This window comes from Burkholderia seminalis DSM 23518, from assembly GCF_902832885.1.
GTDB classification, from domain to species: domain Bacteria; phylum Pseudomonadota; class Gammaproteobacteria; order Burkholderiales; family Burkholderiaceae; genus Burkholderia; species Burkholderia seminalis.
In genome coordinates, this window is record NZ_CADFDK010000001.1 from 373,418 (window position 1) to 400,398 (window position 26,981).

Genomic DNA, 26,981 nt, shown 5'->3' on the forward strand with positions numbered 1-26,981 from the left:
GCGGATGACGGGAAGGGGACGACTCAGGCGGCGCGACGCGCCGAGCCCGGTGCGCAGCCGGCGACGCTTTGCAGCCAGCCGAGGCCTTCCGTCGTGGTGGTGCGGGGCTTGTATTCGCAGCCGACGTAGCCGGCATAACCGAGCCGGTCGAGCAGCGCGAACAGGAACGCGTAGTTGATCTCGCCCGTGCCCGGCTCGTTGCGGCCCGGGTTGTCCGCGAGCTGGACGTGGCCGATCGACGCGAGGTTGCGTTCGATCGTCGCGGCCAGTTCGCCTTCCATGCGCTGCATGTGATAGATGTCGTACTGCAGGAACAGGTTGTCCGAGCCGACCGCGCGAATCACGTCGAGGCCTTCCGACGAACGGTTCAGCGCGAAGCCCGGAATGTCGAAGCTGTTGCACGGCTCGACGAGCAGGCGAATGCCTGCGCGCTTCAGCGCGTCGGCCGCGAAGCGCAGGTTGTCGACGATCGTGACGAACGTCTTGTCGCGCGCGGTGCTTGCCGACGGAATGCCGACGAGGCAGTTCAGCTGCGGCACCTTCAGCGCCTTCGCGTACTCGATCGCACGGCCGACACCCTCCTGGAATTCGCCGACGCGATCGGGCAGGCAGGCGATGCCGCGCTCGCCCTGGTCCCAGTTGCCGGCGGGCAGGTTGTGCAGCACGAGGCGCAGGCGGTGCGTCTCGAGCCGCTCGGCGAGTTCCTCTTTCGCGTACGGGTACGGGAACAGGAATTCGACGGCGTCGAAGCCCGCGTCGGCGGCCGCCTTGAAGCGGTCGAGGAACGGCACTTCGTTGAACAGCATGGTCAGGTTTGCAGCAAACTTCGGCATGAGCTAAGCCTCTTCGGTCGGTCAGTCAAATGGTCTGGCGGTTCAGTCGAGCATTGAGATCGCGGTCGGCGCGTGCTCGGCCTTCTCGGCGAGATCCTCGAATTCGTTGATCGCGTCGATTTCGGTGCCCATCGAGATGTTCGTCACGCGCTCGAGGATCACTTCGACGACCACCGGCACGCTGAACTGTTCCGCGAGCGTTTGCGCCTGGCGCAGCGCCGGCTCGATCTCTTCCGGCTTGAACACGCGCAGCGCCTTGCAGCCGAGGCCTTCCGCGACGGCCACGTGGTCGACGCCGTAGCCGTTCAGTTCCGGCGCGTTCACGTTGTCGAACGCGAGCTGCACGCAGTAGTCCATGTCGAACGCGCGCTGGGCCTGGCGGATCAGCCCGAGGTACGAGTTGTTCACGACCACGTGCACGTACGGCAGCTTGAATTGCGCGCCGGCCGCCAGCTCCTCGATCATGAACTGGAAGTCGTAGTCGCCGGACAGCGCGACGATCGGGCGGCTCGGGTCGGCGGCACGCACGCCGAGCGCGGCGGGGATCGTCCAGCCGAGCGGGCCGGCCTGGCCGCAGTTGATCCAGTTGCGCGCCTTGAACACGTGCAGGAACTGCGCGGCGGCGATCTGCGACAGGCCGATCGTGCTGACGTAGCAGGTATCGCGGCCGAACACCTTGTTCATCTCTTCGTACACGCGCTGCGGCTTGACCGGCACGTTGTCGAAGTGCGTCTTGCGCTGCAGCGTGCGCTTGCGTGCCTGGCATTCCGCGACCCATGCGCCGCGGTCCTTCAGCTTGCCGGCGGCCTGCCATTCCCGTGCGACGGCGACGAACAGCTCGAGCGCGGCCTTCGCGTCGGACACGATGCCGAGATCCGGGCCGAACACGCGGCCGATCTGCGTCGGCTCGATGTCGACGTGCACGAACTTGCGGCCCTTCGTGTAGACCTCGACGCTGCCCGTGTGGCGGTTCGCCCAGCGGTTGCCGATGCCGAGCACGAAGTCGGACGCGAGCAGCGTGGCGTTGCCGTAGCGGTGCGACGTCTGCAGGCCGACCATGCCGGCCATCAGCGGGTGGTCGTCCGGAATCGCGCCCCACGACATCAGCGTCGGGATCACCGGCACGCCGATCGTTTCGGCGAACTGGACGAGCAGGTCTTCGGCCGCCGCGTTGAGCACGCCGCCGCCCGACACGATCAGCGGCTTGTCCGCGTCGTTGAGCATCGCGAGCGCCTTCTCGATCTGCGCGCGGGTGGCCGCGGGCTTGTAGACCGGCAGCGGTTCGTACGTGTCGATGTCGAATTCGATTTCGGCGAGCTGCACGTCGATCGGCAGGTCGACCAGCACCGGGCCCGGACGGCCCGAGCGCATCAGGTGGAAGGCTTGCTGGAACGCACGCGGCACGAGCGCCGGTTCGCGCACGGTGACGGCCCACTTCGTGACGGGCTTCGCGATCGACTCGATGTCGACGGCCTGGAAGTCTTCCTTGTACAGGCGGGCACGCGGCGCCTGGCCGGTGATCGCGAGGATCGGAATCGAGTCGGCGGACGCGGAGTAGAGGCCGGTGATCATGTCGGTGCCGGCGGGGCCCGACGTGCCGATGCACACGCCGATGTTGCCGGGCGCCGCACGCGTGAAGCCTTCGGCCATGTGCGATGCGCCTTCGACGTGGCGCGCCAGCACGTGACTGATGCCGCCGGACTTGCGCATCGCGGAGTAGAACGGGTTGATCGCCGCGCCCGGCACGCCGAACGCGGTCTGGATGCCTTCCTTCTCGAGCACGAGCACTGCCGCGTCGACGGCTCTCATCTTGGCCATGAATGTCTCCTTGATATGTGGCGGATCTTGCGAATGGGTCTGTTGGGGACACTTTAGGGATGCAGGAAAGGTTTGATAAGATCCGCCCAAGTCGTTTATTTCGAAACTAAAAGTATGGGATGACGGCCTGACGGGGCTTCTCGCGGGGCCGGAACGGAGACGGAGACAGGAGATGGATCGCTTCAAGCAGATCGAGACGTTCGTGCGGGTTGCCGATGCCGGCAGCCTCGCGGCGGCGGCGCTCGAGGAGGGGGTGTCGCCGGTGGTGCTCGGGCGGCGCATCGACGCGCTGGAGAAACGCCTCGGCGTGAAGCTGATGTACCGCTCGACGCGGCGGCTGGTGGTCAGCGAGGAGGGCGCCGCGTTCCTCGAGCGCTGCCGCGGGCTGCTGTCCGAATGGGACCAGGCCGAGAACGAGCTGGCCGCCGGGCGGCGCGCGGTCAGCGGGCACCTGATCGTCTCGGCGCCGGCCGCATTCGGGCGCAAGCACGTCGCGCCGCATGCGCCCGGCTTTCTGGCCGACAAGCCCGAGATGCAGCTGTCGTTCAACCTGACCGACCGCGTCGTCGATCTCGTGCGCGAAGGCTACGACCTGTCGATCCGGATCGGCGGCGCCGTCGATCCGAACTTCGTCGCGGTGAAGCTCGCGTCGAACCGGCGCGTCGTCTGCGGCACGCCCGGGTATTTCCGCCGACACGGCCGGCCGAAATCGCTCGACGACCTGCTGAAGCACAACTGCCTGGCTTTCAACCTGCAGGGCGGACAGAACCGCGGCTGGTATTTCCAGCGCCACGGCAAGATCGCGACGATGCGCGTGACCGGCAACCTCGACTGCAACGACGGCGAGCTGCTGCACCGCTGGGTGGCCGAGGGGCTCGGGCTCGGCTGGCGCTCGACCTGGGAAATCGCCGCGCAGCTGGAGACGGGCGAGCTGGAGACCGTGCTCGACGAATACGCGCTGCCCGACTACGACATCCTCGCGGTCTACCCGCAGCAGCGCTACGTGCCGGCGCGCGTGCGCTATTTCATCGACTACCTGAGGGCCGCGTATGCGCGCCCCGGCTACTGGAGCACCACGCCGTAACGAGCGGCGGGCCTCCCGGCGCTTTTTTTCGCTTCGTGCCCCCGGCGCGGGAATAAACTCGACGCAGCAACGGTATGGTCATCGAGCGCGCACGCTGCCGGTCTGTCCGGGCGCCGTGCGCGGAACGGGCGCGGCATCGGCCGCCGGGACCAGGGAGGCCATGTGGGGCAAGCCGGACAGGCGGTCGATGAACGGGCGGCGGACGACGCGGTCGCGCGCGGCGAGCGGTTTCGCACGCTCGTGCTGCCGCATCTCGACGCCGCGTACAACCTTGCGCGCTGGCTGAGCGGCAATGCCGGCGACGCGGACGACGTCGTGCAGGACGCGTGCATGCGCGCGCTGCGCTTCGTCGATTCGTGTCGCGGCGACAACGCGCGGCCATGGCTGCTGACGATCGTGCGCCACACCTGGTACACCGAGTGGCGGCGCCGCACGCATGCGCACGAGGTCGCGCTGCCCGATACGCTGGACGACACCGACGTGCCCGACGACTGGCAGCCGGCGGCGGAGGATCCGCTCGCGCAGCTGCTGCGCGGCGAGAACGTGCGGCTCGTGAATGCGGCGCTCGCGAAGCTGCCGCCCGAGTACCGCGAGGTGCTCGTGCTGCGCGAGATGGAGGACCTGAGTTACCGCGAGATCGCGGCGATCGCGGACGTGCCGGTCGGCACGGTGATGTCGCGGCTCGCGCGCGGCCGGCGCAAGCTGGCCGCGCTGCTGGGCGGCGTGCCGGCACCGGCGCCCGAAGGCAGGCCGGCCCGTACGCCGGCCGGCGGAACCGCATCGGAGGCTATCGATGGACTGTAACGAAGCGCGCGCGTTGCTGGACGCGGACGTCGACCGCGAGCTGTCGGCGCCCGATGCGTTGCGGGTCCAGCAGCATGTCGAAGGGTGCGATGCGTGCCGCCGCGAACGCGCGCGGATCGTCACGCTGGTGCAGGCCGTGCGGCAGGCCGATTACCACCGTGCGCCGGATGCGCTGCGGGCGGGCATCCTGGCCGGTCTGCCGGCCGCGGCCGACGCGCCCGTTCGCGAGCCGGCGGGCGCGGGGTTTCGGCCCGAGCCTCGATCGCAGCCGCGTCCGCGCGGTCGCGGCTGGTTTCCCTGGCTGGCGGGGCGGGGCGGGCCGACACGGCCTGCCGCGGCCGGCGCCGGGCCGCGCGTCGCCGCATGGCCGGGGCTCGGCTGGGGCGTCGCGCTGCTGGTGGCCCTCGCGGCGGCGGGCGGGATGACGCTGTCCGCGCGCCATGCCGACACCGACCGCACCGTCGACGAACTCGTCTCGAGCCACGTGCGGGCCGGCCTGTCGGCGCGCGACATCGACGTGATCTCGACCGACCGCCACACGGTCAAGCCATGGTTCAACGGCCGGCTCGACTATGCGCCGCCGGTCGAGGATCTCGCGGCGGACGGCTTCGCGCTGGTCGGCGGGCGGCTCGACTACGTCGGGCGGCGTCGCGTCGCGGTGCTCGTGTACCGCTACCGGCAGCACGTGATCGACGTCTACGTGCGGCCGGCCGGCGAAGGGCCGGCGGCCCCGTACACGACCGTGTCGCAGGGCTATGCGCTCGACCGCTGGGACGCGGCCGGGATGACGTGGTGGGCCGTGACCGACGCCGAGCCGTCGGCGCTCACGGCGTTCCGGACGGCGCTCGACGCGCGGCTGTCGGGCACGCGCGGCGAGTGATGGCGCGACGCCGGCCGCGCCCCGCCGCGCGCGCGGCCGGCGTTCGGGCCCCGATAAAAAGAGCCGACAGGCGAGCACGTGCGCCGGCCCGTCCGTTCAAGTCTTTGAAAACATGGCCGAATCCGCGCGCCGATCGTTGATTGGCCTTGCATGCGCCCCGTAATCGGGTTAGAATCTTCGGCTTCTCACTTGCCACACCGGTTCAGACGCCCGGGTGGCTTTAATCCACAAGGAGTGTGTAATGCGTCATTACGAAATCGTCTTCATCGTGCACCCGGATCAAAGCGAGCAAGTGCCCGCGATGATCGAGCGCTACAAGTCCACGATCACGTCGCACGGTGGCCAGATCCACCGTGTCGAAGACTGGGGCCGTCGCCAACTGGCCTACATGATCGAGAAACTCGCGAAGGCTCACTACGTCTGCATGAACATCGAGTGCGACCAGACGACGCTCGACGAACTCGAACACGCGTTCAAGTTCAACGACGCCGTGCTGCGTCACCTCATCGTCAAGATGAAGAAGGCCGAAACCGGCCCGTCGCCGATGATGAAGGAAGTTCAGCGCGAAGAAGCCAAGAAGGCGGCTGCAGCTCAGCCGACCGAAGCGCAGGCTTAAGTTCGTCATTCATTAAGCCATCAAGGAGCGCGCCACTCTCGTGAACAGGTTGCAATTGACGGCGAGCGTCGTCGAACGCGCACCGGTGCGATATACGCCGGCAGGTGTTCCGATCGCTAGCGCCACATTGCAGCACCGCACGGAAGTCGTCGAGGCAGGCATCCCCCGTCAGGTCGAAATGACGATCGAGGCGGTGGCGGCCGGTGAGGCGAGCGGCAGGCTGGAGAGTCGTGAAATGGGCGTCGAAACGCTGTTCACGGGCTTCCTGGCCAAGAAAAGCCGCAACGCGAGAACCTTGGTGTTTCACATCACAGCATTGCAGGACATTGGAAAGGACTGAAATCATGCCCCGCCCGACTGGTAAGAAATTCGACAAGCGTCGTCAGCAACAAAACCCGCTCTTCAAGCGCAAGAAGTTCTGCCGTTTCACGGCTGCAGGCGTCGACCAGATCGACTACAAGGACACGGAAACGCTGAAGGACTTCATCGGCGAAAACGGCAAGATCACGCCGGCTCGTCTGACGGGTACGAAGGCGCACTATCAGCGTCAGCTGGATACGGCCATCAAGCGTGCGCGTTTCCTCGCGCTGCTGCCGTACACCGATCAGCACAAGGCGTAATCAGGCGACGCAATAAGGAGAATTCGAATGCAAATCATTCTGTTGGAAAAAGTCGCCAATCTGGGTAACCTCGGCGACATCGTCAAGGTCAAGGACGGTTACGCTCGCAACTTCCTGATCCCGAACCGCAAGGCTCGCCGTGCAACGAAGGAAGCGATCGCCGAATTCGAAGTGCGCCGCGCTGAACTCGAAAAGATCGCCGCTGAAAAGCTGGCGGCATCGCAGGCAGTCGGCGAGAAGCTGAACGGCCAGTCGTTCGAAATCACGCAGAAGTCGGGCGTTGACGGCCGTCTGTTCGGCTCGGTCACGAACGGCGACGTCGCGGAACTGCTGAAGAAGGCAGGTTTCGAAGTCGAGAAGCTGCAAGTTCGCATGCCGGAAGGCCCGCTGAAGATGATCGGCGAGCACAACGTGCAGGTCGCGCTGCACACGGACGTCGTCGTCGACGTCACGATCAACGTGATCGGCGACCACGCGTAAGCGTACGCAGGCTTTCCGGGCGGCTTCCGTCGTCCGGACAAGGGCAGGCGCCCGGGCAACCGGGGCCTGCCTTTTTTATTGCCCGATCGCCTGAGCGGTAGCGCTGCAGCGATCTATTCGCGATAATCCCAACCCATGAACGCGCCGCAAGATCCTCAAATCGAATCGCTGAAAGTCCCGCCGCATTCGGTCGAAGCCGAGCAGTCGGTGCTCGGCGGCCTGTTGCTCGACAACGCGGCATGGGACCGGATTGCCGACTTCCTGTCGCAGGGCGATTTCTATCGCTACGACCACCGGATCATCTACGAGCACATCGGCCGCCTGATCGCGTCGACGCGGCCGGCCGACGTCGTGACCGTGTACGAAGCGCTGACCACGTCCGGCAAGGCCGACGACGTGGGCGGCCTCGCGTACCTGAACGCCCTCGCGCAGAACACGCCGAGCGCCGCGAACATCCGTCGTTATGCGGAAATCGTGCGCGATCGCGCGGTGTTGCGCCGGCTCGTGTCGGTTGCCGACGAAATCTCGGCCGACGCGTTCAATCCGCAAGGCAAGGAAGTCCGTCAGCTGCTCGACGAAGCCGAATCGAAGGTGTTCTCGATCGCGGAAGAGGGCGCGCGCGGCAACCAGGGCTTCCTCGAGATCGGCCCGCTGCTCACGCAGGTCGTCGAGCGGATCGACACGCTGTACCACACCGCGAATCCGAGCGACGTCACGGGCACGCCGACGGGCTTCGTCGACCTCGACCGGATGACGTCCGGGATGCACGGCGGCGAGCTGATCATCGTGGCGGGACGGCCGTCGATGGGCAAGACCGCGTTTTCGATGAACATCGGCGAATATGTCGCGGTCGAGTACGGGCTGCCGGTCGCGGTGTTCTCGATGGAAATGCCGGGCACCCAGCTCGTGATGCGTATGCTCGGCTCGATCGGCCGGCTCGACCAGCACCGGATGCGGACGGGCCGGCTGACGGACGAGGACTGGCCGAAGCTGACGCATGCGGTGCAGAAGATGAGCGAGGCGCAGCTCTTCATCGACGAGACGGGCGGCCTGAACCCGATGGAATTGCGCTCGCGCGCGCGGCGTCTTGCGCGGCAATGCGGCAAGCTCGGCCTGATCATCGTCGACTACCTGCAGCTGATGTCGGGTTCGTCGCAGGGCGAGAACCGCGCGACCGAAATCTCGGAAATCTCGCGATCGCTGAAGAGCCTCGCGAAGGAGCTCGACGTGCCGGTGATCGCGCTGTCGCAGCTGAACCGCGGCCTCGAACAGCGCCCGAACAAGCGTCCAGTGATGTCCGATCTGCGCGAATCAGGCGCAATCGAACAGGATGCGGACGTGATCCTGTTCATTTACCGCGATGAAGTCTACAATCCGGACAGCCCGGACAAAGGAACGGCCGAGATCATCATCGGCAAGCAGCGTAACGGTCCGATCGGCCCCGTTCGGCTCACGTTCCTGGGTCAATATACGAAGTTCGATAACTTTGCAGGGGCGCAGACCTTCTACGGCGAGTGACGCCGCTTGTAAAGGCCTAAATCGCCAAACGTTGTATCCAATCCCGGCGCGCGCATATGCGCGCGTCGCGTCGCAACCGAAAACGGTACAATGTCGCCCGTTTTCGTGACAGTAGTTTGACAATCTCTCAGGAATCCCATGTTCGGTCGATTCATGCCCACCGAGGGCAAGTTCTTTGAACTCTTCAACGCGCACGCGAAGCACATCGTTTCCGGTGGCCGCGAGCTCGAACTGCTGATCGACAATCTCGCCGACGCCGAGATTCACAAGCAAAACGTGCAGACCGCCGAGAAGGCCGCCGACAAGCTCACGCACGAGGCGATCGATCTGCTGCACAAGACCTTCATCACGCCGCTCGATCGCGACGAGATCCACAAGCTGATCACGACGATGGACGACATCCTCGACCTGATGGAAGACGTCGCGACGGCCGTGTCGCTGTACGACGTGCGTTCGGTCACGTCGGAGGCGAGCCAGCTCGCGCACATCGTCACGCAGTCGGCCCAGCACGTGCAACAGGCGGTCGGGCTGCTGTCCGACATGAAGCAGTCGGCACAGATCCTCAAGCAATGCGAGGAGATCGACCGCTGGGAGTCGGAGGCCGATCGCGTGCTGCGCGCGGCGATGTCGAAGCTGTTCCGCGAGGAAGACGACGTGAAGACGCTCATCAAGCTGAAGGCGATCTACGAGCTGCTCGAAGAGATCACCGACAAGTGCGAGGACGTCGCGAACATCATCGAAGGCATCGTGCTGGAAAACGCCTGAGCGGACCACGATGCATTCGATACAACTCGCCCTATGGATGGTCGCGGCGCTCGTGCTCGTCGCGCTCGTATTCGACTTCATGAACGGCTTTCACGACGCGGCGAACTCGATCGCCACCGTCGTGTCGACCGGGGTGCTGAAGCCCCAGCAGGCCGTCGTGTTCGCGGCGGCGTTCAACGTCATCGCGTACTTCATCTTCCACCTGAAAGTCGCGCAGACCGTCGGTAAAGGCACGATCGATCCCGAAATCGTCGACCACTACGTCATCTTCGGCGCGCTGGTCGGTGCGATCGGCTGGAACGTGATCACGTGGTATTACGGGATTCCGTCGAGCTCGTCGCACGCGCTGATCGGCGGCCTCGTCGGCGCGGCGCTCGCGAAGTCGGGCTGGAGCTCGTTGAACATCGACGGGCTGCTGAAGACGGTTGCGTTCATCTTCATTTCGCCGCTGCTCGGCTTCATCCTCGGTTCGCTGTTCATGCTCGGCGTGTCGTGGCTGTATTTCCGTACCGCGCCAAGCAAGGTCGACCGGCGTTTCCGCCGTCTGCAGCTGCTGTCGGCCGGCCTGTACAGCCTCGGCCACGGCGGCAACGACGCGCAGAAGACGATCGGCATCATCTGGATGCTGCTGATCGCAAGCGGCTACGCGTCGGCCGGCGCCGATGCGCCGCCTGCGTGGGTGATCGGCGCGTGTTACCTGTCGATGGGCCTCGGCACGCTGTTCGGCGGCTGGCGCATCGTGCGCACGATGGGCCAGAAGATCACGAAGCTCAAGCCGGTCGGCGGTTTCTGCGCGGAAACCGGTGGCGCGATGACGCTGTTCCTCGCGTCGTTCCTCGGCATTCCGGTGTCGACCACGCACACCATCACCGGCGCGATCGTCGGCGTCGGCGCGACCCAGAAGCTGTCGGCCGTGCGCTGGGGCGTCGCCGGCAACATCGTGTGGGCGTGGGTGCTGACGCTGCCCGCCGCCGCGCTGTTCGCGGCCGGCGGATGGTGGCTCGGCCACCAGATTTTCTGATCGCCGACACTGCCGGATCGACATCCGATGCGCCGCAAGCCGAAAGGCTGCGGCGCATTTTCTTTTGGAGCGGCGAGTGGGCGACGGAACGGGCGGGGCGCCGACAGAGGTCGCCGACGGGACTTGCCGTCGACGGCCGGGCAACCGGTCAGTAACTGCCGTTCGCGAACCGCGCGATCGGATCGTCCGCGGTGCCGGTACGCGGGCTGACGGGCGCGGATTGCGTCGACGCGCGCCAGACCTGCACGGGTGCGGGCTCGATGCTGCGTGGCGATGCCGATGCGGCCGCGGGAGGCGGTTCGTCGTCGAACGCGGCAGCCTGGGCGGCGGTCAGCGCCGTCGTCGGAATCTGCGTGCCGGACTCCGCCTGGACGGCGGGCGCTGCATTGGCCGTCATCGCAGTCATGCCGTCGTTCATCGACGTTGCCTGCTGCCGGGCGGCCTGCATGCGCGGCGGAGGCGGTTCGTACGGATCGGCGGCGGGGGCCGCCGGTGCGGCGGCGGCCGTGACGACCGGCGCGGGTGCCTGCGTCACGCGTGCTTGCTGCGGCGCATAGGCAGGCTGCCGCGCCGCCGCGGTCGTCACGACCACCGGCGGGGCTGCGACCGCCGGCGGCGTGCGCGGCTCGTCGCGCTTCGCCTCGTAGGTCGGCGCATCGAACGGCGTCGGCGCCGTGCGCGGCGGCGCGACGCGGCGAATGCCGTCGAAACGTTTGGCCCAGTACGGGTTCGTCAGGTAGTCGAGCCGGACGGTGCCGCCCGTCGACGGTGCGTTGACGAAGCGCAGCTTGCCGACATAGATGCCGACGTGCGAATGCGGCCGCCCGGTCGTATTGAAGAAAATCAGGTCGCCCGGCGCGATCTCGTCGGGTTCGATCGACACGCCGCGGCCGCTCATGTCGGCGGTCGTGCGCGGCAGGTTCACGTCGGCCGCGCGGCCGATCACGTAGCGCACGAGCCCGCTGCAGTCGAAGCCGCTCGTCGGCGTGTTGCCGCCCCAGCGATACGGGATGCCGACGAGGCTCATCGCCTGGATCGAGATTTCTTCCTGGCCGACGCTGTGATCGACGAATTTCGGGAAGTTGGCCGGAGCGGGGAACGGGCGCGGCGTCGTGATCTTCATGCCCGACGCGGAACGCGATGCCGACTGCGGCGGCACGCTGGAGCAGGCCGCAAGCAGGGAAACGACGGCGACGGGAACCCAGATTCGAAGCATGGCAAGGCGGGCGAGCGCGGCGCGCTCGCGAATCGTATGACAACAGACAGACCCGATGGTAGACGCTCGGACGGGGCTTAAGCAACCATTCTTGAGAATTTACTTGAAGTTTCGCGCGTAAACTGCGCTTTTGCGTGACGAAGCGTTACTTTTGTCTTCGACCCCAAATAAAAACGGCGCTCCGGAAACGGAGCGCCGTGTGGCGTCGACAGCTGGCCGATCGGCCGGCAGGCCGCGTTACAGGATGTCCGACGCGTAGTCGGCCAGCCGCGAACGTTCGCCGCGAGCGAGCGTCACGTGGCCGCTGTGGCCCCAGCCCTTGAAGCGGTCGACGACGTAGGTCAGGCCCGAGCTGCCTTCGGTCAGGTAAGGCGTGTCGATCTGCGCGATGTTGCCGAGGCACACGATCTTCGTGCCGGGGCCCGCGCGCGTGACGAGCGTCTTCATCTGCTTCGGCGTCAGGTTCTGCGCTTCGTCGATGATCAGGTACTTGTCGACGAACGTACGGCCGCGCATGAAGTTCATGCTCTTCACCTTCAGGCGCGAACGGATCAGTTCCTGCGTTGCGGCGCGGCCCCATTCGCCGGCCGCGTCGTCGGTCTTCTGCAGCACCTCGAGGTTGTCGTCGAATGCGCCCATCCACGGCTGCATCTTCTCTTCCTCGGTACCGGGCAGGAAACCGATGTCCTCGCCGACGGGCACGGTGGCGCGCGTCACGATGATCTCGTTGTAGCGCTTGTCGTCGAGCACCTGCGCGAGGCCGGCCGCGAGCGCGACGAGCGTCTTGCCGGTGCCGGCCTGGCCGAGCAGCGTGACGAAGTCGATCTCGGGGTTCATCAGCAGGTTCAGCGCGAAGTTCTGCTCGCGGTTGCGCGCGGTGATGCCCCGCACGTTGTTCTTGTGGTGGCTGTAGTCGCGCAGCGTCTGCAGCAGCGCCGTCTTGCCGTTCAGTTCGCGGACGATCGCATGGAACGTCGGCTCGCCGTTCTGCGGTTCGAGATAGACGAACTCGTTGACGAGCATCGACGCGACGAGCGGGCCCGTCACGCGGTAGTACGTGGTGCCCGTCTTCGTGTCCTGCCAGCTCTCCATGCCCTTCGCATGCTTGGTCCAGAAATCCTGCGGCAGCTCGCGCACGCCGTTGTACAGGAGATCGGAGTCCTCGAGCACCTGGTCGTTGAAGTAGTCTTCCGCGGGCAGCCCGAGCGCATGCGCCTTGATCCGCATGTTGATGTCTTTCGACACCAGCACGACCTGGCGGTCGGGCCGGTCGCGCTGCAGCGCGCGCACGACACCGAGGATCTGGTTGTCGGCCTTGCCCACGGGCAAGCCTTCGACCGGCGCGATGTCGGCGAGCTTCGTCTGGAAGTACAGGCGGCCGAGCGCCTCGCGGCTGCCGAGGCGCGACAGCGGGATGCCGTCCGAGATCGGGCCGCCGTCGGCGACCAGCGCGTCGAGCGTGCGGCTGACCTGGCGTGCGTTGCGCGCGACTTCCGACATCCCCTTCTTGTGGTTGTCGAGTTCCTCGAGCGTCATCATCGGCAGATAGACGTCGTGTTCCTCGAAGCGGAAGAGGCTGCTCGGGTCGTGCATCAGCACGTTGGTGTCGAGCACGAACAGTTTCTGCAGTTCGGCCTCGGCGGGCTTGCGGCTGCGCGACTTGGTGGCGGCGCCGGCGTCGCGCGCGGGCCCGGCGGCGGGTTTGCCGGCGGCCGGCTTGTCGTTGCGCGCGACGACCGGCGCCGCGGGTGCGGCGGGGGCCGGCATCGGCTGCAGCAGCGCGGCCGTCTGCTTGGTCTTGCGGCCGCGGGCGGGTGCGGCATCAGGCGCCGAAGACGCGACGGCACGCAGCGGCGCGGCCGTGTTCGCGGCTTCGATCATCGGTTGGGCCACGCTGGCCGGACCATAGTCACCGGCTGTGGATGCGTCCCCTTCGGCGGATTTCTTCGCGGCTTTCGCGGGCCGCGCTTTCGCCTTGTATTCGTCGGGCGGCAGCAGGCTGCCGAGCTTGCTGGGGGGGGTAGGCAAAGGCATGGTGTCCCTCGGGAGGAATCGTGTCGCATGGCGTGCGCCGCTGATCGCATCCTGCGTGACGTAGACGCAGTTTGCGCGCGGTGGCGCACAGGAAATTCGTCTAGCCGGTTCGCCTAAGTGTCGATCAGCTCCTTGATGCGGTTAGGGCCGGACCGGGAGGGCCGGCGCGCAATCCATAAAAAAAGCCGCTGCCCCGTCGACAGGGACATGCGGCTCGGCTGATGTCGTGATGCGCGTCAGGTGCCGGGAAGCATCGCATCGAGCACCGGCGCAGCTACGAGAAATATGGGTCGAACGGGCATTCATTGCGGCCCAATATAACGCGCCTCAAAGCGCTTGTACAGCACTTAGCACGTCGTCCACGTGACCCGGCACCTTGATGCCGCGCCATGCCTGACGGAGCACGCCGTCGGCGTCGATCAGGAACGTCGAGCGCTCGATTCCGCGCACTTCCTTGCCATACATCTTCTTCATCTTGATGACATCGAACAGCGCGCACAGCGCTTCGTCGGCATCGGAGATCAGCGGGAACGGCAGTTCTAGCTTTGCCTTGAAGTTGTCATGCGAGCGCAGGCTGTCGCGCGACACGCCGATGACTTCCGCACCGGCTTTCTTGAACTTCGGATAGAGATCGCGGAACTGCAGCCCTTCGGTCGTGCAGCCCGGCGTGTTGTCCTTCGGATAGAAGTACAGCACGAGCTTCTTGCCTTTCAGGTCGGACAGCGAAATGTCGCCGCCCGTGGCCGGTGCGGTGAAATCGGGAACTTGACGGTCAACTTCGACAGACACGTGTTTCTCCTGTTGTTATGGAAAGGCGCCGCTGCGGCGGCGCGGTGCGGCGTCCCGGCAACGCGCGGCAGGGCGCTGCGGGCGCCGCCGGCTCGCGCGCGGACTCAGTCGGGCTGGACGATCAGTTCGCCGGAGCGGCCGGGGATTTCGCCCCACGTGACAGGGTACGATGGCAGCGTGTCGCGGTCCAGCGTCGCGTGGTAGTCGCCCATCGTCGCAAACGTGTGGCCTTGCGCGCGCCAGCCGGCGAGCAGCTGCTCGAACACGGGCGCGAGCTTCTGGCCTTCCAGTTCCGCATGCAGCGTGAACACCTGGTCGTGCGGATTGGTTTCGGTGAACTTGAGGAGGTGCGCGGCGACGTTGTGCGTGTCGACGCCGTCGATGCCGAGCACTTCGTCGAGCGTCGGCAGCGTGGTCGGCATCTGCACGTGCGACAGCGTGCGGCCGCCGACGACCGGCAGGTACGGCGAGTGGCCGCGCCCGTCGGAGGCGTAGCGCATGCCCCACGCGTCGATCTGCTCGAACGCGGCATCGTTCATCTGCCAGCCGGCCGCGCCGTGCGTGACGGGCGGCGCGCCGAAGATTTCGATGAAGCGCGCGTGACTCTTCTGCATTTCACGCGCGGTCCAGTCGCGATCGCGCGCACGGACGTTGTCCTGCCAGTACACGTGATCCCACGTGTGGATCCCGCATTCGAAGCCGGCCTCGTGGATCGCGCGCATGTCGGCGATCGCGCGGCGGCCGATGTCGGGGCCCGGCAGCAGCACGCCGTACATCAGCTGCTTCACGCCGTAGTGTTCGACCACCGACGTGCGCGACACCTTCTTCAGGAAACCCGGGCGGAACACCCGCCGCAGCGCCCAGCCCGTGTGATCGGGCCCGAGGCTGAAGAGGAAGGTCGCGCGCGCGCTGAAGCGATCGAAGATGCGCGCGAGGTTCGGCACGCCTTCGCGTGTGCCGCGCAGCGTGTCGACGTCGATCTTGAGGACGATACGAGCCAAGCGAACGTCCCGGTCAGCCTTGCTGTTCGACGAGCGCGCGCGCGTCGGCGACGTGGCCGCGATACGCCTCGAAGATGTTGCGCAGCGCGTCGTCGAACGTCGCCTGCGGCGCCCAGCCGAGCTCCTGCATCGTGTTGTCGATCTTCGGCACGCGGTTCTGCACGTCCTGGTAGCCGTTGCCGTAGTAGGCGCCGGACGTCGTTTCGACGAGCTTCACCTGCTTGGCCGAGTCGGCGTACTCGGGGAATTCCGCGGCCAGTTCGAGCATCTTGTGCGCGAGTTCGCGAACCGAGAAGTTGTTCTTCGGATTCCCGATGTTGTAGATCTTGCCCGACGCGACGCCGTCCTTGTTCTCGATGATCTTCATCAGCGCGCTGATGCCGTCGCCGATGTCGGTGAACGCGCGCTTCTGCGAGCCGCCGTCGACGAGGCTGATGTTCTCGCCGCGCACGATGTGGCCGAGGAACTGCGTGACCACGCGCGAGCTGCCTTCCTTCGGCGTGTAGATCGAGTCGAGGCCCGGGCCGATCCAGTTGAACGGGCGGAACAGCGTGAAGTTCAGGCCTTCCATCCCGTAACCCCAGATCACGCGGTCCATCAGCTGCTTCGAGCATGCGTAGATCCAGCGCGGCTTGTTGATCGGGCCGTAGGTGAGTGCCGACGCGTCCGGATCGAACTGCTCGTCCGAGCACATGCCGTAGACCTCGGAGGTCGACGGGAACACGAGGTGCTTGCCGTACTTGACGGCCGAACGCACGATCGGCAGGTTCGCCTCGAAGTCGAGTTCGAACACGCGCAGCGGCTGCTGGACGTAGGTGGCCGGCGTCGCGATCGCGACGAGCGGCAGGATCACGTCGCACTTCTTCACGTGATACTCGACCCACTCCTTGTTGATCGTGATGTCGCCTTCGAAGAAATGCATCCGCTCGTGGTTGACGAGGTCGCCCAGCCGATCGGTCTGCATGTCCATGCCGAACACTTCCCAATCGGTGGTTTCAAGAATGCGCTTCGACAGGTGATGGCCGATGAAGCCGTTCACACCCAGGATCAGGACTTTTTTTGCTTTCATGAATGACGGGAAGAATGAATGAACTGCGCGAATTCCGCGGGCGTCACGACGGTTTCGCTGCCGTCGCGCTGCTGCCACAGCTCGAGAATGGACAAGGCGCGGCTGTCGCCGCAGACGCCGAATAGCGCATTATCGCTTACGTGCAGGCCGGGCGGCAAATCCGCCGCGGCGGCCGCTGCCGCGCTGCCGGGCGCCGCGAGGCGCGCGCGCGCGATCACGAAACGCGTGCCGTCGACGTCCGTGAACGCGCCCGGATACGGGGGCGCGACCGCGCGCACCAGGTTGTAGACCTGCGCGGCCGGTTTCGTCCAGTCGACGCGGCCGTCCTCGGGCTTGCGCCCGCCGTAGTAGCTGCCGCTCGACAGGTCGTTCGGCAGGTGCGCCGCCTCGCCGGCGAGCAGCGCGGGCAGCACGCGCCAGAGCGTCTGTTCGGCGGCCACCGTGACCTTGTCGAACACCTGCGCGGCCGTGTCGTCCGGCAGGATCGGCACCGCGGTCTGGCCGATGATCGCGCCCGCGTCGGGCTTCGCGGCCATCTCGTGCAGCGTCGCGCCGGTTTCGGTCTCGCCGTTCAGCACGGCCCAGTTGGTCGGTACCCGACCCCGGTATTTCGGCAGCAGCGAACCGTGCATGTTGTACGCGCCGCGCGGCGCGATCGCGAGCAGGTCCACCGGCAGCATGTGCCGGTAGTAGAACGAGAAGATGAAGTCGGGCCGCGCGTCGGATACCGCGCGGCGCAGCGCCGGATCGGCGGGATCGGCCGGGGTGACGACCGGGATGCCGTGCTCGGCCGCGACGGACGCGACACTGCCGAACCAGATGTTCTCGTTCGGGTTGTCCTCGTGCGTGACGACGAGCGCGACGTCGACGCCGCGCGCGAGCAGCACCTGCAGGCAGCGCACGCCGACGTTGTGATACGCGAAGACGACCGCGCGCGGCTTCATTGCCCGGCTCCCGTGCGGTTCGCGTCGGCCGGCACCGGCGGCACGCCGTCGTGCTGCTCGAGCACGGCCTGGATCAGGTAGCGCGGCCGTGCGCGCACCTGCTGGTAGATGCGGCCGACGTACTCGCCGAGCAGGCCGAGCGCGAAGATGATCACGCCGAGCAGGAAGAACGTAATGGCGAACAGCGTGAACACGCCTTGCACTTCCGCGCCGACGATGAAGCGGCGCACGAGCAGCAGCACGAACAGCGCGGCGGAGCCGAGCGACAGGATCACGCCGATGAACGACAGCCACTGCAGCGGCACGACCGAGAAGCCGGTCACGAGGTCGAAGTTCAGCCGGATCAGGCTGTACAGCGAATACTTCGATTCGCCTGCGAAGCGTTCCTCGTGCGCGACCTCGATTTCGGTCGGCTTTTGCGCGAACGTGTACGCGAGCGCGGGGATGAACGTGTTGACTTCGCCGCACACGTTGATCGTGTCGATGATGCGGCGGCTGTACGCGCGCAGCATGCAGCCCTGGTCGGTCATCTTGATGCGCGTGATGCGCTCCCGCAGCCGGTTCATCATCTGCGACGCCTTGCGCCGCCACAGGCTGTCCTGGCGCTGCTTGCGGATCGAGCCGACGTAGTCGTAGCCCTCGCGCATCTTCGCGATCAGCTTGCCGATTTCCTCGGGCGGGTTCTGCAGGTCGGCGTCGAGCGTGATGACGATCTCGCCGCGCGACTGCGCGAAGCCCGCGAGGATGGCCATGTGCTGACCGTAGTTGCCGTTGAGCAGCACGACGCGCGTCGTGTCGGGCCGTACGTGGAACTGATCGGCGAGCATCGCGGCCGAGCGGTCGCGGCTGCCGTCGTTGATCAGGATCACTTCATACGACGTGTCGAGTGCGTCGAGCGCCGGATACAGCCGCGCGAACAGCGCGGCGAGGCCGTCTTCCTCGTTGTATACGGGGATGATGACCGAGACTTCGGGCCGACCGGCGTCCAGGTGCCCGGCGACCGGATGGCCGGCCCCCGGATGCCCGGCGCGTGCTTCAAGGTGACTCATGTACGCTTATTTTCCGTATTGTTCACAAATCTGGTTGATGGCGTCGACCACGCGACGCACGTCGCCTTCCGTCATCTGCGTGAACAGCGGCAGCGTGACGGTCGACGCGCCGTACCGTTCGGCGTGGGGGAACATGCCCTCCTTGAAGCCGCGCGCACGGTACAGCGTGAAAAGATGGATCGCCGGGTAGTGGATGCCCGTGCCGATGCCGCGTTCCTTCAGCTGCGCCATGAATTCGGCGCGCGTGATCGTCAGCCGCTCGAGCGGCAGCGTGATCAGGAACATGTGCCAGTTGCTGTTCGCGAAGTCGGCAACCGGCAGGCCGACGCCGAGCTTCACGGCCGCGCCGCCGTCGAACGCGGCGAAATACGCGCGGGCGAGCGCGCGGCGCTGCGCGGTGAAGCGTTCGATGTGCGGCAGCTGGCCGAGGCCGACGCGGGCGGCGACGTCGGTCAGGTTGTACTTGCCGCCGAGCACGTCGCAGTCCATCCCGTCGAAGCCGGTGCGCGTGATGCCCTGCAGCCGGTACTTCTGCGCGAGTGTCGCTTCGTCCTCGTTGTTCAGCACCAGCGCGCCGCCTTCGATCGTCGTCAGGTTCTTGTTCGCGTGGAAGCTGAACGACACGATGTCGCCGATCGCGCCGATGCGCTTGCCGTTCCACGTCGAGCCGAACGCCTGCGCGGCGTCCTCGATCACGCGCAGCTTGTGCGCGCGCGCGATCGCGTACAGGCGGTCCATGTCGACCGGCAGGCCGGACAGGAACACGGGGATGATCGCCTTCGTGCGCGGCGTGATCGCCTGCTCGAGCTTGTCGAGGTCGATGTTGCGCGTGACGGGATCGATGTCGGCGAACACGGGCGTCGCGCCCGTTTCGATGATCACGTTGCTGGTCGAGACCCACGACGCCGGCGTCGTGATCACCTCGTCGCCGGCACCGACGCCCGCGATGCGCAGGCCGATCTCGAGCGTGCAGGTGCCCGAATTGAACGCGCGGACCGGCCGCCCGCCGCAGTAGTCGGACAGCGCGGCCTCGAATTTCTGGCATTGCGGGCCGGTGGTGATCCAGCCCGAGCGCAGCACGTCGACGACGCCCTGGATGGTTTCCTCGTCGATTTCCGGTCGGGTGAACGGCAGAAACGGAGCGGTAGTCTGGCTCATGAACGCGTTGGCCTGTAATGGCGTGTAATAAAAGGGTCGGGCGATCCGCCCGAAACCGGCATTAAACACCGGTTGGCGGATTCGCACCGTGATTTTTTGTAGGCGGACACTTAACGCCGCGGGGCATGCTCAACTGCGCGCGAGCACGAGCACGCCGATCAGGATGATGCCGATCCCGACGAGCCGCTGGACCGACAGCACCTCGCCGAACAGGTACCACGCCGCGAACGCGTTGACCACGTAGCCGAGCGACAGCATCGGGTACGCGATCGACACGTCGACCCGCGACAGCCCGAGAATCCAGACCACGACGCTCAGCACGTAGCAGCCGAGGCCGCCGATGATCGGCAGCTGGGTCGCGATCTTCAGGCCGACCGGGAGGATGTTCGCACGGCTGAATTCGAAGTGCCCGACGGCGTTGACGCCGGCTTTCAGCAGCAGTTGCGCACAGGCGTTGAGCATCACGCCGGTGATGATGCAGACGAACGAAACGGGATTCATGCGAGGGGCGTCCTTACGATTGCGGTTTCTCGACGATCACGCGGCGGTTGTCGCGCGCGATCACGCGCATCGGCACGCCTTGGCTGACCAGCGCGTCGTACTGGCCGGGCGGCATGATCGCGAGCGCATGGGTTTCCTGCTTCCAGCGCGCGATCCATTCGTCGACCGTCGGAATCCACTTGTTCGGCTCCATCGAGATCCCGAACGCGAGCTCGTCCTGGCGCTGGACCATGATCGTCGTGTGGCCCATGTAGAACGGGAACGTATGGTCGAGCATCTCGATCGAGTAGAACGGCGTGTCGGGCGGCAGCTTCGCCAGTTCGGCGCGCACGGCCGGCGCGAGCAGCGCGCCCGAGCTGTAGCGGCCGAACTCGTCGTGCCCGGTGCCGCCGATCGTGCCGAACGCGAGCCATGCGGCGCCGAACGCGGCGAGCGCGGCGGCCGCGCCCGTCCGGCGGTTCAGCCACGCGGCCGCGAGCGTCAGCGCGGCCGAGACCGCGAGGCCCGCGTACAGCCACATCTGGAACGCGCGGTACAGTGCGTTCGGCGTGCGGGCATCGCCCTGGTACGCGAGGAAGATGATCCCGAACGCCGCGGCGACGAAGAACACGAGGTAGCCGAGCAGGTGGCGGCGGAACCGGTCGGCCGTCATCAGCGGCAGGTACGCGCCGATGATCAGCGCGAGCGCCGGCGCGACCGGCAGCACGTACGAGATCAGCTTCGAATGCGACGTGCTGAAGAACAGGAAGATGAAGGCGCTCCAGATCAGCAGCACCAGCATCGGCGAGAAGCCGTTCGGCTGGCGCGGCATCCGCAGCGCATGGCGGATGCTCTGCCACGCGACCGACAGCCACGGCAGGAAGCCGACCAGCAGCACCGGCACGAAGTAGTACAGCGGGCCCGGGCGGTTCTGTTCCGGGGTCAGGTACCGGCGGAACTGCTGGACGATGAAGAAGAAGTTGAAGAACTCGGGGTTGCGCTGCTGCACCAGCACGAACCACGGCGTGACGATCGCGAAGAAGATCACGAGGCCGCTGACCAGGTACAGGCGCTTCCACAGCGCCCAGTCGCGCGCGATCAGCGTATAGAGCACGAGCACGGCGCCGGGCAGGATTAGGCCGACGAGGCCCTTGGACAGCACCGCGAGCGCCATCGCGGCCCAGCATGCCCACATCCAGCCGCGCACCGCGGCCGGGCGCAGCCCGGGCCGCTGCGCGAGCAGCAGCGAGCAGAGCGACAGCGCCATCCAGAACGCGAGCCCCATGTCGAGCGCGTTGAAGTGGCCCATCAGGTTCCAGTACGGCGAGCTCGCGAGCACGACGGCCGCGAGGAAGCCCGACAGCGGGTTGAACAGGCGCGCGCCGGTATAGCCGACGAGCAGCACGCCGGCGAAGCTCGCGACGGCCGTGTAGAGGCGCGCCTGCCATTCGCCGATGCCGAACCACGCGAAGGTCAGCGCATTCAGCCAGGTCTGCAGCGGCGGCTTCTCGAAGTACTTGTAGCCGTTGTAGCGCGGCGTGATCCAGTCGCCGGTGACGAACATCTCGCGCGCCATTTCCGCGTAGCGGCCTTCGTCGCTCGGGATCAGGTGGCGCAGCCCGAGCGGCGCGAACCAGACGATCGCGAGCGCGACGATCAGGAGGACGAGCGTGATGCGGTTGAGCGGTAGCCTCGAGGGCGTATCGTTCATGGATTTTCAGCCTGTTGGTTGGGGTGACGGGCCGCCGGCGGGTTGTGCCGGCGGCGGGCGGCCTGGCCGGACCGATCGGGGGATCGACCCGTTGCGCCGGCCCGAGTTTTACCGCATCGGGGATTAACGTTCAATTAAGAGCGCGGCGGCGACTTTGCGGCCCTCGGCCATCAGGATGTTGTAGGTGCGGCAGGCCGCCTGGAAATCCATCGTCTCGACGCCGATCCGCTTCGCCGTGAGCGCCGCGACGAGCCGCGGGTGCGGGAAGCGCAGCCGCGCGCCGCTGCCGAAGATCACGAGCTCGGGCGTCGGGTCGAGCAGCATCGCGAAATGCTCGGGCGCGAGCGCGTCGAACGACGACACCGGCCATGCCTGGACCGGCGCGCCGGGCAGCACGATGACGCTCGTTTCATGGCGTTCGAGATTGACGTCGACGTAATCGGGGCCGTAGCCGGTGACGGTATTGAGCGCGCCGCTCGTGTCCTGGTGCAGTTTCAAATCGGTATTCCGCGGTTCCGTAAGGGCATGTATCGCAAGGGCCGCAGGGGCCCGGATGGCCGGTTTCGCGCGCCTGGCCACATGGGGACGCCTGACGGCGCGGGCCCGGCGCGGCTATGGTGCATTGCGAAAGTCGGCCAAAATCCGCTAAATTATAACTTTTTGGCCGCCCCCGGGCGCCACTTGCGTCGTGCGTCGCCACAAGCCGCGTCCGACCGCCCGCTTTTTCCCAGTCTAGACAGCGCGCACAGACCGGCCGCTTTCCAGTTTTGATCCCGTCCCCCCGGCCGCAAGGCCAACCCAGGAACCGTGTCGTCGTGAAACCGATTCAGAAGTCGAACAAGCTGCTCAACGTCTGCTACGACATCCGTGGCCCGGTGCTCGAGCACGCGAAGCGCCTCGAGGAAGAAGGCCACCGCATCATCAAGCTGAACATCGGCAACCTCGCGCCGTTCGGTTTCGACGCGCCGGACGAGATCATCCAGGACATGATCCGCAACCTGCCGTCGTCGTCGGGTTATTCCGATTCGAAGGGCGTGTTCTCGGCGCGCAAGGCCGTGATGCACTACACGCAGGAAAAGGGCGTCGTGGGCGTCGGCCTCGACGACATCTACATCGGCAACGGCGCGTCCGAGCTGATCGTGATGGCGACCCAGGCGCTGCTGAACGACGGCGACGAAGTGCTGCTGCCCGCACCCGACTACCCGCTGTGGACGGCCGCGGTGAGCCTGTCGGGCGGCACGCCGGTGCACTACGTGTGCGACGAGCAGAACGCGTGGATGCCCGATCTCGACGACATCCGCAGCAAGATCACGCCGAACACGAAGGCGATCGTCGTGATCAACCCGAACAACCCGACGGGCGCGCTTTACTCCGACGAATTGCTGCTCGAGCTGCTCGAGATCGCGCGCCAGCACGGGCTGATCGTGTTCGCCGACGAGGTCTACGACAAGATCGTCTACGACGGCCTCGAGCACACCGCGATGGGTTCGCTGTCGGAGGACGTGATCACCGTCACGTTCAACAGCCTGTCGAAGAGCTATCGCTCGTGCGGCTACCGCGCGGGCTGGATGGCCGTGTCGGGCCTCGGCGGCGACAACCGCCGGCGCGCGAAGGATTACCTCGAGGGGCTGGGTATCCTGTCGTCGATGCGCCTGTGCGCGAACGTGCCCGGGCAGTTCGCGATCCAGACGGCGCTCGGCGGCTACCAGAGCATCAACGAACTCATCGTGCCGAGCGGGCGCCTGTACAAGCAGCGCGAGCTCGCGTACGACATGCTGACGTCGATCCCGGGCGTGACCTGCGTGAAGCCGCAGGCCGCGCTGTACATGTTCCCGCGCCTCGACCCGAAGCTCTACCCGATCCAGAACGACCAGCAGTTCATTCTCGACCTGTTGCTCGAGGAGCGTGTGCTGCTGGTGCAGGGCACGGGTTTCAACTGGGCGACGCCGGACCACTTCCGCGTGGTCTTCCTGCCGAACCTCGACGACCTGACCGATTCGATCAACCGGATCGCACGCTTCCTCGACGGCTACCGCAAGCGCCACTCGGCCTGAGCGGCCAGGGGCACGCGGAATTCACTACTTCTTACTCATCGATCACACGCAGCATGGAACCGATCAAAGTTGGCCTGTTGGGCTTCGGCACGGTGGGCAGCGGCACCTTCACGGTGCTGCGCCGCAACCAGGAAGAAATCAAGCGACGCGCGGGGCGCGGCATCGAGGTCGCGCGCATTGCCGTGCGTAATCCGGCCAAGGCGCAGGCCGTGCTCGGCGGTGATGCCGCCGCCGCGCAGATCACCGACGATTTCAATTCGGTCGTCGACGATCCGTCGATCGCGATCATCGCCGAGATGATCGGCGGCACGGGCATCGCGCGCGAGCTCGTGCTGCGCGCGATCGCGAACGGCAAGCACGTCGTGACGGCGAACAAGGCGCTGCTCGCGGTGCACGGCACCGAGATCTTCGAGGCCGCGCGCGAAAAGGGCGTGATGGTGGCGTTCGAGGCGGCCGTCGCCGGTGGCATCCCGATCATCAAGGCGCTGCGCGAGGGCCTGACCGCGAACCGCATCCAGTACATCGCGGGCATCATCAACGGCACGACCAACTACATCCTGTCGGAAATGCGCGACCGCGGGCTCGATTTCGCGACCGCGCTGAAGGCCGCGCAGGAACTCGGCTACGCGGAAGCCGACCCGACCTTCGACATCGAAGGCGTCGACGCCGCGCACAAGGCGACGATCATGAGCGCGATCGCGTTCGGCGTGCCGGTGCAGTTCGACCGCGCTTACGTCGAGGGCATCAGCAAGCTCGACGCGACCGACATCCGCTACGCGGAAGAGCTCGGCTACCGGATCAAGCTGCTCGGCATCACGCGTCGCGCCGAGAACGGCATCGAGCTGCGCGTGCACCCGACGCTGATCCCGGAGAAGCGCCTGCTCGCGAACGTCGAGGGCGCGATGAACGCGGTCGTCGTGCACGGCGATGCGGTGGGCACGACGCTGTACTACGGCAAGGGCGCGGGCGCGGAGCCGACCGCGTCGGCGGTGGTCGCGGATCTCGTCGACGTCACGCGCCTGCATACGGCCGACCCCGAGCATCGCGTGCCGCATCTCGCGTTCCAGCCGGACAGCCTGTCGAACACGCCGATCCTGCCGATCGAGGAAGTGACGAGCGGCTACTACCTGCGCCTGCGCGTCGCCGATCAAACCGGCGTGCTGGCCGACATCACGCGCATCCTCGCCGCGTCGGGCATCTCGATCGACGCGCTGCTGCAGAAGGAGTCGGAGCAGGTCGACGACGCGAAGGGCGAAACCGACATCATCCTGATCACGCACGAAACGGTCGAGAAGAACGTCAATGCGGCGATCGCGCAGATCGAGCGCCTCGCGACGGTCGTGTCGAAGGTGACGAAGCTGCGCATGGAAGCGCTGAACTGAGGACGGAAAGCGACATGAACTACATCTCCACGCGCGGCGCCGGCATCGGCGAGCGCCATACGTTCTCCGACATCCTGCTCGGCGGTCTCGCGAAGGACGGCGGGCTCTACCTGCCGGCCGAGTATCCGCGGGTGTCCGCCGACGAGCTCGCGCGCTGGCGCACGCTGTCGTACGCGGATCTCGCGTTCGAGATCCTGTCGAAGTTCTGCGACGACGTGCCGGCCGACGACCTGCGCGCGATCACGCGCCGCACGTACACGGCCGACGTGTACCGCAACACGCGCCACGGCGAGAACGCGTCCGACATCACGCCGCTGAAGACGCTCGGCACCGAGCATGGCGCGGCGCTGTCGCTGCTCGAGCTGTCGAACGGCCCGACGCTGGCGTTCAAGGACATGGCGATGCAGTTGCTCGGCAACCTGTTCGAGTACACGCTCGCGAAGCACGGCGAAGCGCTGAACATCCTCGGCGCGACGTCGGGCGACACGGGCAGCGCGGCCGAATACGCGATGCGCGGCAAGGCCGGCGTGCGCGTGTTCATGCTGTCGCCGCACAAGAAGATGAGCGCGTTCCAGACGGCCCAGATGTTCAGCCTGCAGGACCCGAACATCTTCAATCTCGCGGTGGAAGGCGTGTTCGACGACTGCCAGGACATCGTGAAGGCCGTGTCGAACGATCACACGTTCAAGGCGGAGCAGAAGATCGGCACGGTCAACTCGATCAACTGGGCGCGCGTCGTCGCGCAGGTCGTGTACTACTTCAAGGGCTACTTCGCGGCGACGCAGTCCAACGACGAGCGCGTGTCGTTCACGGTGCCGTCGGGCAACTTCGGCAACGTCTGCGCGGGCCACATCGCGCGGATGATGGGGCTGCCGATCGCGAAGCTCGTGGTCGCGACCAACGAGAACGACGTGCTCGACGAGTTCTTCCGCACGGGCGCGTATCGCGTGCGCAGCGCCGAGAATACGTATCACACGAGCAGCCCGAGCATGGACATCTCGAAGGCGTCGAATTTCGAGCGTTTCGTGTTCGACCTGCTCGGCCGCGATCCGGCGCGCGTGATGCAGCTGTTCCGCGACGTCGAGGAGAAGGGCGGTTTCGATCTCGCGGCGAGCGGCGATTTCGCGCGCGTCGCCGAGTTCGGCTTCGTGTCGGGCCGCAGCAGCCACGCCGACCGGATCGCGACGATTCGCGACGTGTTCTCGCGTTACGACACGATGATCGACACGCACACGGCCGATGGCGTGAAGGTCGCACGCGAGCACCTGGATGCCGGCGTGCCGATGGTCGTGCTCGAGACGGCGCAGCCGATCAAGTTCGGCGAGACGATCCGCGAGGCGCTCGATCGCGAAGCCGAGCGGCCGGCCGCGTTCGACGGGCTCGAGGCGCTGCCGCAGCGCTTCGAGGTCGTGAAGGCCGATGCCCGGCAGGTGAAGGACTTCATCGTCGCCCATACGGGTGCATGACGCACGGCCGGGCCCGGGGGCCCGGCTGCGCGGGACGGCCGGAACGCCGATTCGTCGAACGGATCGGGGTTCCGGCCGTTTCGTTTGGCGCCTGGGCATGGCCTGTCGCGCGAAACAAGTGCCAGACCCGCGCGTTCGCGCCGATCACAGTTTTCGCATGTCCGCCATATCGCGCGCCGGTGCGACGGC

The 26,981-nt window shown here is 66.4% G+C and carries 26 protein-coding genes and 1 pseudogene; 14 read left to right on the top strand and 13 right to left on the bottom strand.

Going from position 1 to position 26,981, the window contains the following annotated elements:
- Positions 1-23: 23 nt before the first annotated feature.
- Positions 24-833, bottom strand: a complete 810-nt coding sequence (hyi, locus tag HWX00_RS01735) for a hydroxypyruvate isomerase (RefSeq protein WP_034188688.1) — start codon at positions 831-833, stop codon at positions 24-26.
- Between the two features lie 42 nt (positions 834-875).
- Positions 876-2,651, bottom strand: coding sequence for a glyoxylate carboligase (gcl, locus tag HWX00_RS01740; protein ID WP_175027207.1), 1,776 nt, complete (start codon positions 2,649-2,651; stop codon positions 876-878).
- A gap of 172 nt (positions 2,652-2,823) precedes the next feature.
- Here gcl and HWX00_RS01745 point away from each other — a divergent pair, with 172 nt between their 5' ends.
- From HWX00_RS01745 to HWX00_RS01790, 10 genes are all read left to right on the top strand, one after another.
- Positions 2,824-3,735 (top strand): LysR family transcriptional regulator, encoded by a 912-nt coding sequence (locus HWX00_RS01745; protein WP_031399242.1) that lies wholly within the window; start codon positions 2,824-2,826, stop codon positions 3,733-3,735.
- 162 nt (positions 3,736-3,897) lie between these two features.
- Complete coding sequence (locus tag HWX00_RS01750) at positions 3,898-4,539, top strand: RNA polymerase sigma factor (protein WP_034188686.1); 642 nt, start codon at positions 3,898-3,900, stop codon at positions 4,537-4,539.
- Positions 4,529-5,419, top strand: coding sequence for an anti-sigma factor family protein (locus tag HWX00_RS01755; RefSeq protein ID WP_034188685.1), 891 nt, complete (start codon positions 4,529-4,531; stop codon positions 5,417-5,419). The genes HWX00_RS01750 and HWX00_RS01755 overlap by 11 nt, the downstream gene beginning before the upstream one ends.
- 241 nt (positions 5,420-5,660) lie before the next feature.
- Complete coding sequence (rpsF, locus tag HWX00_RS01760) at positions 5,661-6,035, top strand: 30S ribosomal protein S6 (protein WP_004193673.1); 375 nt, start codon at positions 5,661-5,663, stop codon at positions 6,033-6,035.
- A 40-nt stretch (positions 6,036-6,075) separates the two neighbouring features.
- On the top strand, positions 6,076-6,375 hold the full coding sequence (gene priB / locus HWX00_RS01765) for a primosomal replication protein N (protein ID WP_034188684.1): 300 nt from the start codon (positions 6,076-6,078) through the stop codon (positions 6,373-6,375).
- 4 nt (positions 6,376-6,379) lie between these two features.
- On the top strand, positions 6,380-6,655 hold the full coding sequence (rpsR, locus tag HWX00_RS01770) for a 30S ribosomal protein S18 (protein ID WP_011657068.1): 276 nt from the start codon (positions 6,380-6,382) through the stop codon (positions 6,653-6,655).
- A 27-nt stretch (positions 6,656-6,682) separates the two neighbouring features.
- Positions 6,683-7,135 carry a 50S ribosomal protein L9 gene (gene rplI / locus HWX00_RS01775; RefSeq protein ID WP_021156519.1) on the top strand — a complete coding sequence of 151 codons (453 nt, stop codon included), beginning with the start codon at positions 6,683-6,685 and terminating at the stop codon, positions 7,133-7,135.
- Between the two features lie 135 nt (positions 7,136-7,270).
- Positions 7,271-8,653, top strand: a complete 1,383-nt coding sequence (locus tag HWX00_RS01780) for a replicative DNA helicase (protein WP_006486249.1) — start codon at positions 7,271-7,273, stop codon at positions 8,651-8,653.
- 138 nt (positions 8,654-8,791) lie between these two features.
- Entirely contained in the window at positions 8,792-9,418 is a 627-nt protein-coding gene (locus tag HWX00_RS01785; protein ID WP_034188683.1) for a DUF47 domain-containing protein, read from the top strand.
- A gap of 10 nt (positions 9,419-9,428) precedes the next feature.
- A complete protein-coding gene (locus HWX00_RS01790) occupies positions 9,429-10,439 on the top strand; it encodes an inorganic phosphate transporter (protein ID WP_034188682.1) in 1,011 nt (336 codons plus the stop codon).
- A gap of 148 nt (positions 10,440-10,587) precedes the next feature.
- On the opposite strand, the gene HWX00_RS01795 is transcribed toward HWX00_RS01790, so the two are convergent.
- Positions 10,588-11,655, bottom strand: coding sequence for a C40 family peptidase (locus tag HWX00_RS01795; protein WP_175028798.1), 1,068 nt, complete (start codon positions 11,653-11,655; stop codon positions 10,588-10,590).
- Between the two features lie 237 nt (positions 11,656-11,892).
- The gene (locus tag HWX00_RS01800) at positions 11,893-13,689 is read right to left on the bottom strand and encodes a PhoH family protein (RefSeq protein WP_175028799.1); all 1,797 of its coding nucleotides are present in this window, start codon (positions 13,687-13,689) and stop codon (positions 11,893-11,895) included.
- On the opposite strand from HWX00_RS01800, the pseudogene HWX00_RS37250 reads away from it, so the two are divergent.
- Positions 13,585-13,825 (top strand): annotated as a pseudogene (locus HWX00_RS37250) (hypothetical protein); the annotation flags it as partial. The gene HWX00_RS01800 and the pseudogene HWX00_RS37250 overlap by 105 nt on opposite strands.
- A 191-nt stretch (positions 13,826-14,016) precedes the next feature.
- Here HWX00_RS37250 and HWX00_RS01805 read toward each other — a convergent pair.
- The 9 genes from HWX00_RS01805 to HWX00_RS01845 form a co-directional block, all read right to left on the bottom strand.
- Entirely contained in the window at positions 14,017-14,478 is a 462-nt protein-coding gene (locus tag HWX00_RS01805) for a peroxiredoxin (protein ID WP_006756046.1), read from the bottom strand.
- A gap of 104 nt (positions 14,479-14,582) precedes the next feature.
- Positions 14,583-15,479 (bottom strand): polysaccharide deacetylase family protein, encoded by an 897-nt coding sequence (locus HWX00_RS01810; RefSeq protein ID WP_034188679.1) that lies wholly within the window; start codon positions 15,477-15,479, stop codon positions 14,583-14,585.
- Positions 15,480-15,492: 13 nt separating this feature from the next.
- A complete protein-coding gene (locus HWX00_RS01815; RefSeq protein ID WP_006482864.1) occupies positions 15,493-16,548 on the bottom strand; it encodes a bifunctional UDP-4-keto-pentose/UDP-xylose synthase in 1,056 nt (351 codons plus the stop codon).
- The gene (locus HWX00_RS01820; protein ID WP_175028800.1) at positions 16,545-17,492 is read right to left on the bottom strand and encodes a formyltransferase; all 948 of its coding nucleotides are present in this window, start codon (positions 17,490-17,492) and stop codon (positions 16,545-16,547) included. The genes HWX00_RS01815 and HWX00_RS01820 overlap by 4 nt, the downstream gene beginning before the upstream one ends.
- Positions 17,489-18,541 carry a glycosyltransferase gene (locus HWX00_RS01825; RefSeq protein ID WP_049032769.1) on the bottom strand — a complete coding sequence of 351 codons (1,053 nt, stop codon included), beginning with the start codon at positions 18,539-18,541 and terminating at the stop codon, positions 17,489-17,491. Before HWX00_RS01825 ends, HWX00_RS01820 begins: the two co-directional genes overlap by 4 nt.
- Positions 18,542-18,547: 6 nt before the next feature.
- The gene (locus HWX00_RS01830) at positions 18,548-19,699 is read right to left on the bottom strand and encodes a DegT/DnrJ/EryC1/StrS family aminotransferase (protein ID WP_034188676.1); all 1,152 of its coding nucleotides are present in this window, start codon (positions 19,697-19,699) and stop codon (positions 18,548-18,550) included.
- A 129-nt stretch (positions 19,700-19,828) separates the two neighbouring features.
- Entirely contained in the window at positions 19,829-20,200 is a 372-nt protein-coding gene (locus tag HWX00_RS01835) for an SMR family transporter (RefSeq protein WP_034188675.1), read from the bottom strand.
- 13 nt (positions 20,201-20,213) lie between these two features.
- Complete coding sequence (locus HWX00_RS01840; RefSeq protein ID WP_059561650.1) at positions 20,214-21,890, bottom strand: glycosyltransferase family 39 protein; 1,677 nt, start codon at positions 21,888-21,890, stop codon at positions 20,214-20,216.
- Positions 21,891-22,013: 123 nt separating this feature from the next.
- A complete protein-coding gene (locus tag HWX00_RS01845) occupies positions 22,014-22,388 on the bottom strand; it encodes an Mth938-like domain-containing protein (RefSeq protein WP_012328660.1) in 375 nt (124 codons plus the stop codon).
- Between the two features lie 317 nt (positions 22,389-22,705).
- Here HWX00_RS01845 and HWX00_RS01850 point away from each other — a divergent pair, with 317 nt between their 5' ends.
- Genes HWX00_RS01850 through thrC form a run of 3 tightly spaced genes read left to right on the top strand, consistent with a single transcriptional unit; the run spans position 22,706 to position 26,792 of the window.
- Positions 22,706-23,944 (top strand): pyridoxal phosphate-dependent aminotransferase, encoded by a 1,239-nt coding sequence (locus tag HWX00_RS01850; protein WP_034188673.1) that lies wholly within the window; start codon positions 22,706-22,708, stop codon positions 23,942-23,944.
- A gap of 53 nt (positions 23,945-23,997) precedes the next feature.
- Positions 23,998-25,326: a homoserine dehydrogenase gene (locus HWX00_RS01855; RefSeq protein WP_049032681.1), complete on the top strand. Its 1,329-nt coding sequence runs from the start codon at positions 23,998-24,000 to the stop codon at positions 25,324-25,326.
- Positions 25,327-25,340: 14 nt separating this feature from the next.
- On the top strand, positions 25,341-26,792 hold the full coding sequence (gene thrC / locus HWX00_RS01860; RefSeq protein WP_175028801.1) for a threonine synthase: 1,452 nt from the start codon (positions 25,341-25,343) through the stop codon (positions 26,790-26,792).
- The last annotated feature ends 189 nt before the right edge of the window (positions 26,793-26,981 follow it).

What these genes read in the sequence shown, in the direction of transcription:
- hyi (WP_034188688.1), bottom strand. Translation starts at nt 833, where the DNA reads ATGCCGAAGTTTGCTGCAAACCTGACCATGCTGTTCAACGAAGTGCCG.
- gcl (WP_175027207.1), bottom strand. Translation starts at nt 2,651, where the DNA reads ATGGCCAAGATGAGAGCCGTCGACGCGGCAGTGCTCGTGCTCGAGAAG.
- HWX00_RS01745 (WP_031399242.1), top strand. Translation starts at nt 2,824, where the DNA reads ATGGATCGCTTCAAGCAGATCGAGACGTTCGTGCGGGTTGCCGATGCC.
- HWX00_RS01755 (WP_034188685.1), top strand. Translation starts at nt 4,529, where the DNA reads ATGGACTGTAACGAAGCGCGCGCGTTGCTGGACGCGGACGTCGACCGC.
- rpsF (WP_004193673.1), top strand. Translation starts at nt 5,661, where the DNA reads ATGCGTCATTACGAAATCGTCTTCATCGTGCACCCGGATCAAAGCGAG.
- rpsR (WP_011657068.1), top strand. Translation starts at nt 6,380, where the DNA reads ATGCCCCGCCCGACTGGTAAGAAATTCGACAAGCGTCGTCAGCAACAA.
- rplI (WP_021156519.1), top strand. Translation starts at nt 6,683, where the DNA reads ATGCAAATCATTCTGTTGGAAAAAGTCGCCAATCTGGGTAACCTCGGC.
- HWX00_RS01780 (WP_006486249.1), top strand. Translation starts at nt 7,271, where the DNA reads ATGAACGCGCCGCAAGATCCTCAAATCGAATCGCTGAAAGTCCCGCCG.
- HWX00_RS01785 (WP_034188683.1), top strand. Translation starts at nt 8,792, where the DNA reads ATGTTCGGTCGATTCATGCCCACCGAGGGCAAGTTCTTTGAACTCTTC.
- HWX00_RS01790 (WP_034188682.1), top strand. Translation starts at nt 9,429, where the DNA reads ATGCATTCGATACAACTCGCCCTATGGATGGTCGCGGCGCTCGTGCTC.
- HWX00_RS01795 (WP_175028798.1), bottom strand. Translation starts at nt 11,655, where the DNA reads ATGCTTCGAATCTGGGTTCCCGTCGCCGTCGTTTCCCTGCTTGCGGCC.
- HWX00_RS01800 (WP_175028799.1), bottom strand. Translation starts at nt 13,689, where the DNA reads ATGCCTTTGCCTACCCCCCCCAGCAAGCTCGGCAGCCTGCTGCCGCCC.
- HWX00_RS01815 (WP_006482864.1), bottom strand. Translation starts at nt 16,548, where the DNA reads ATGAAAGCAAAAAAAGTCCTGATCCTGGGTGTGAACGGCTTCATCGGC.
- HWX00_RS01820 (WP_175028800.1), bottom strand. Translation starts at nt 17,492, where the DNA reads ATGAAGCCGCGCGCGGTCGTCTTCGCGTATCACAACGTCGGCGTGCGC.
- HWX00_RS01825 (WP_049032769.1), bottom strand. Translation starts at nt 18,541, where the DNA reads ATGAGTCACCTTGAAGCACGCGCCGGGCATCCGGGGGCCGGCCATCCG.
- HWX00_RS01830 (WP_034188676.1), bottom strand. Translation starts at nt 19,699, where the DNA reads ATGAGCCAGACTACCGCTCCGTTTCTGCCGTTCACCCGACCGGAAATC.
- HWX00_RS01835 (WP_034188675.1), bottom strand. Translation starts at nt 20,200, where the DNA reads ATGAATCCCGTTTCGTTCGTCTGCATCATCACCGGCGTGATGCTCAAC.
- HWX00_RS01840 (WP_059561650.1), bottom strand. Translation starts at nt 21,890, where the DNA reads ATGAACGATACGCCCTCGAGGCTACCGCTCAACCGCATCACGCTCGTC.
- HWX00_RS01855 (WP_049032681.1), top strand. Translation starts at nt 23,998, where the DNA reads ATGGAACCGATCAAAGTTGGCCTGTTGGGCTTCGGCACGGTGGGCAGC.
- thrC (WP_175028801.1), top strand. Translation starts at nt 25,341, where the DNA reads ATGAACTACATCTCCACGCGCGGCGCCGGCATCGGCGAGCGCCATACG.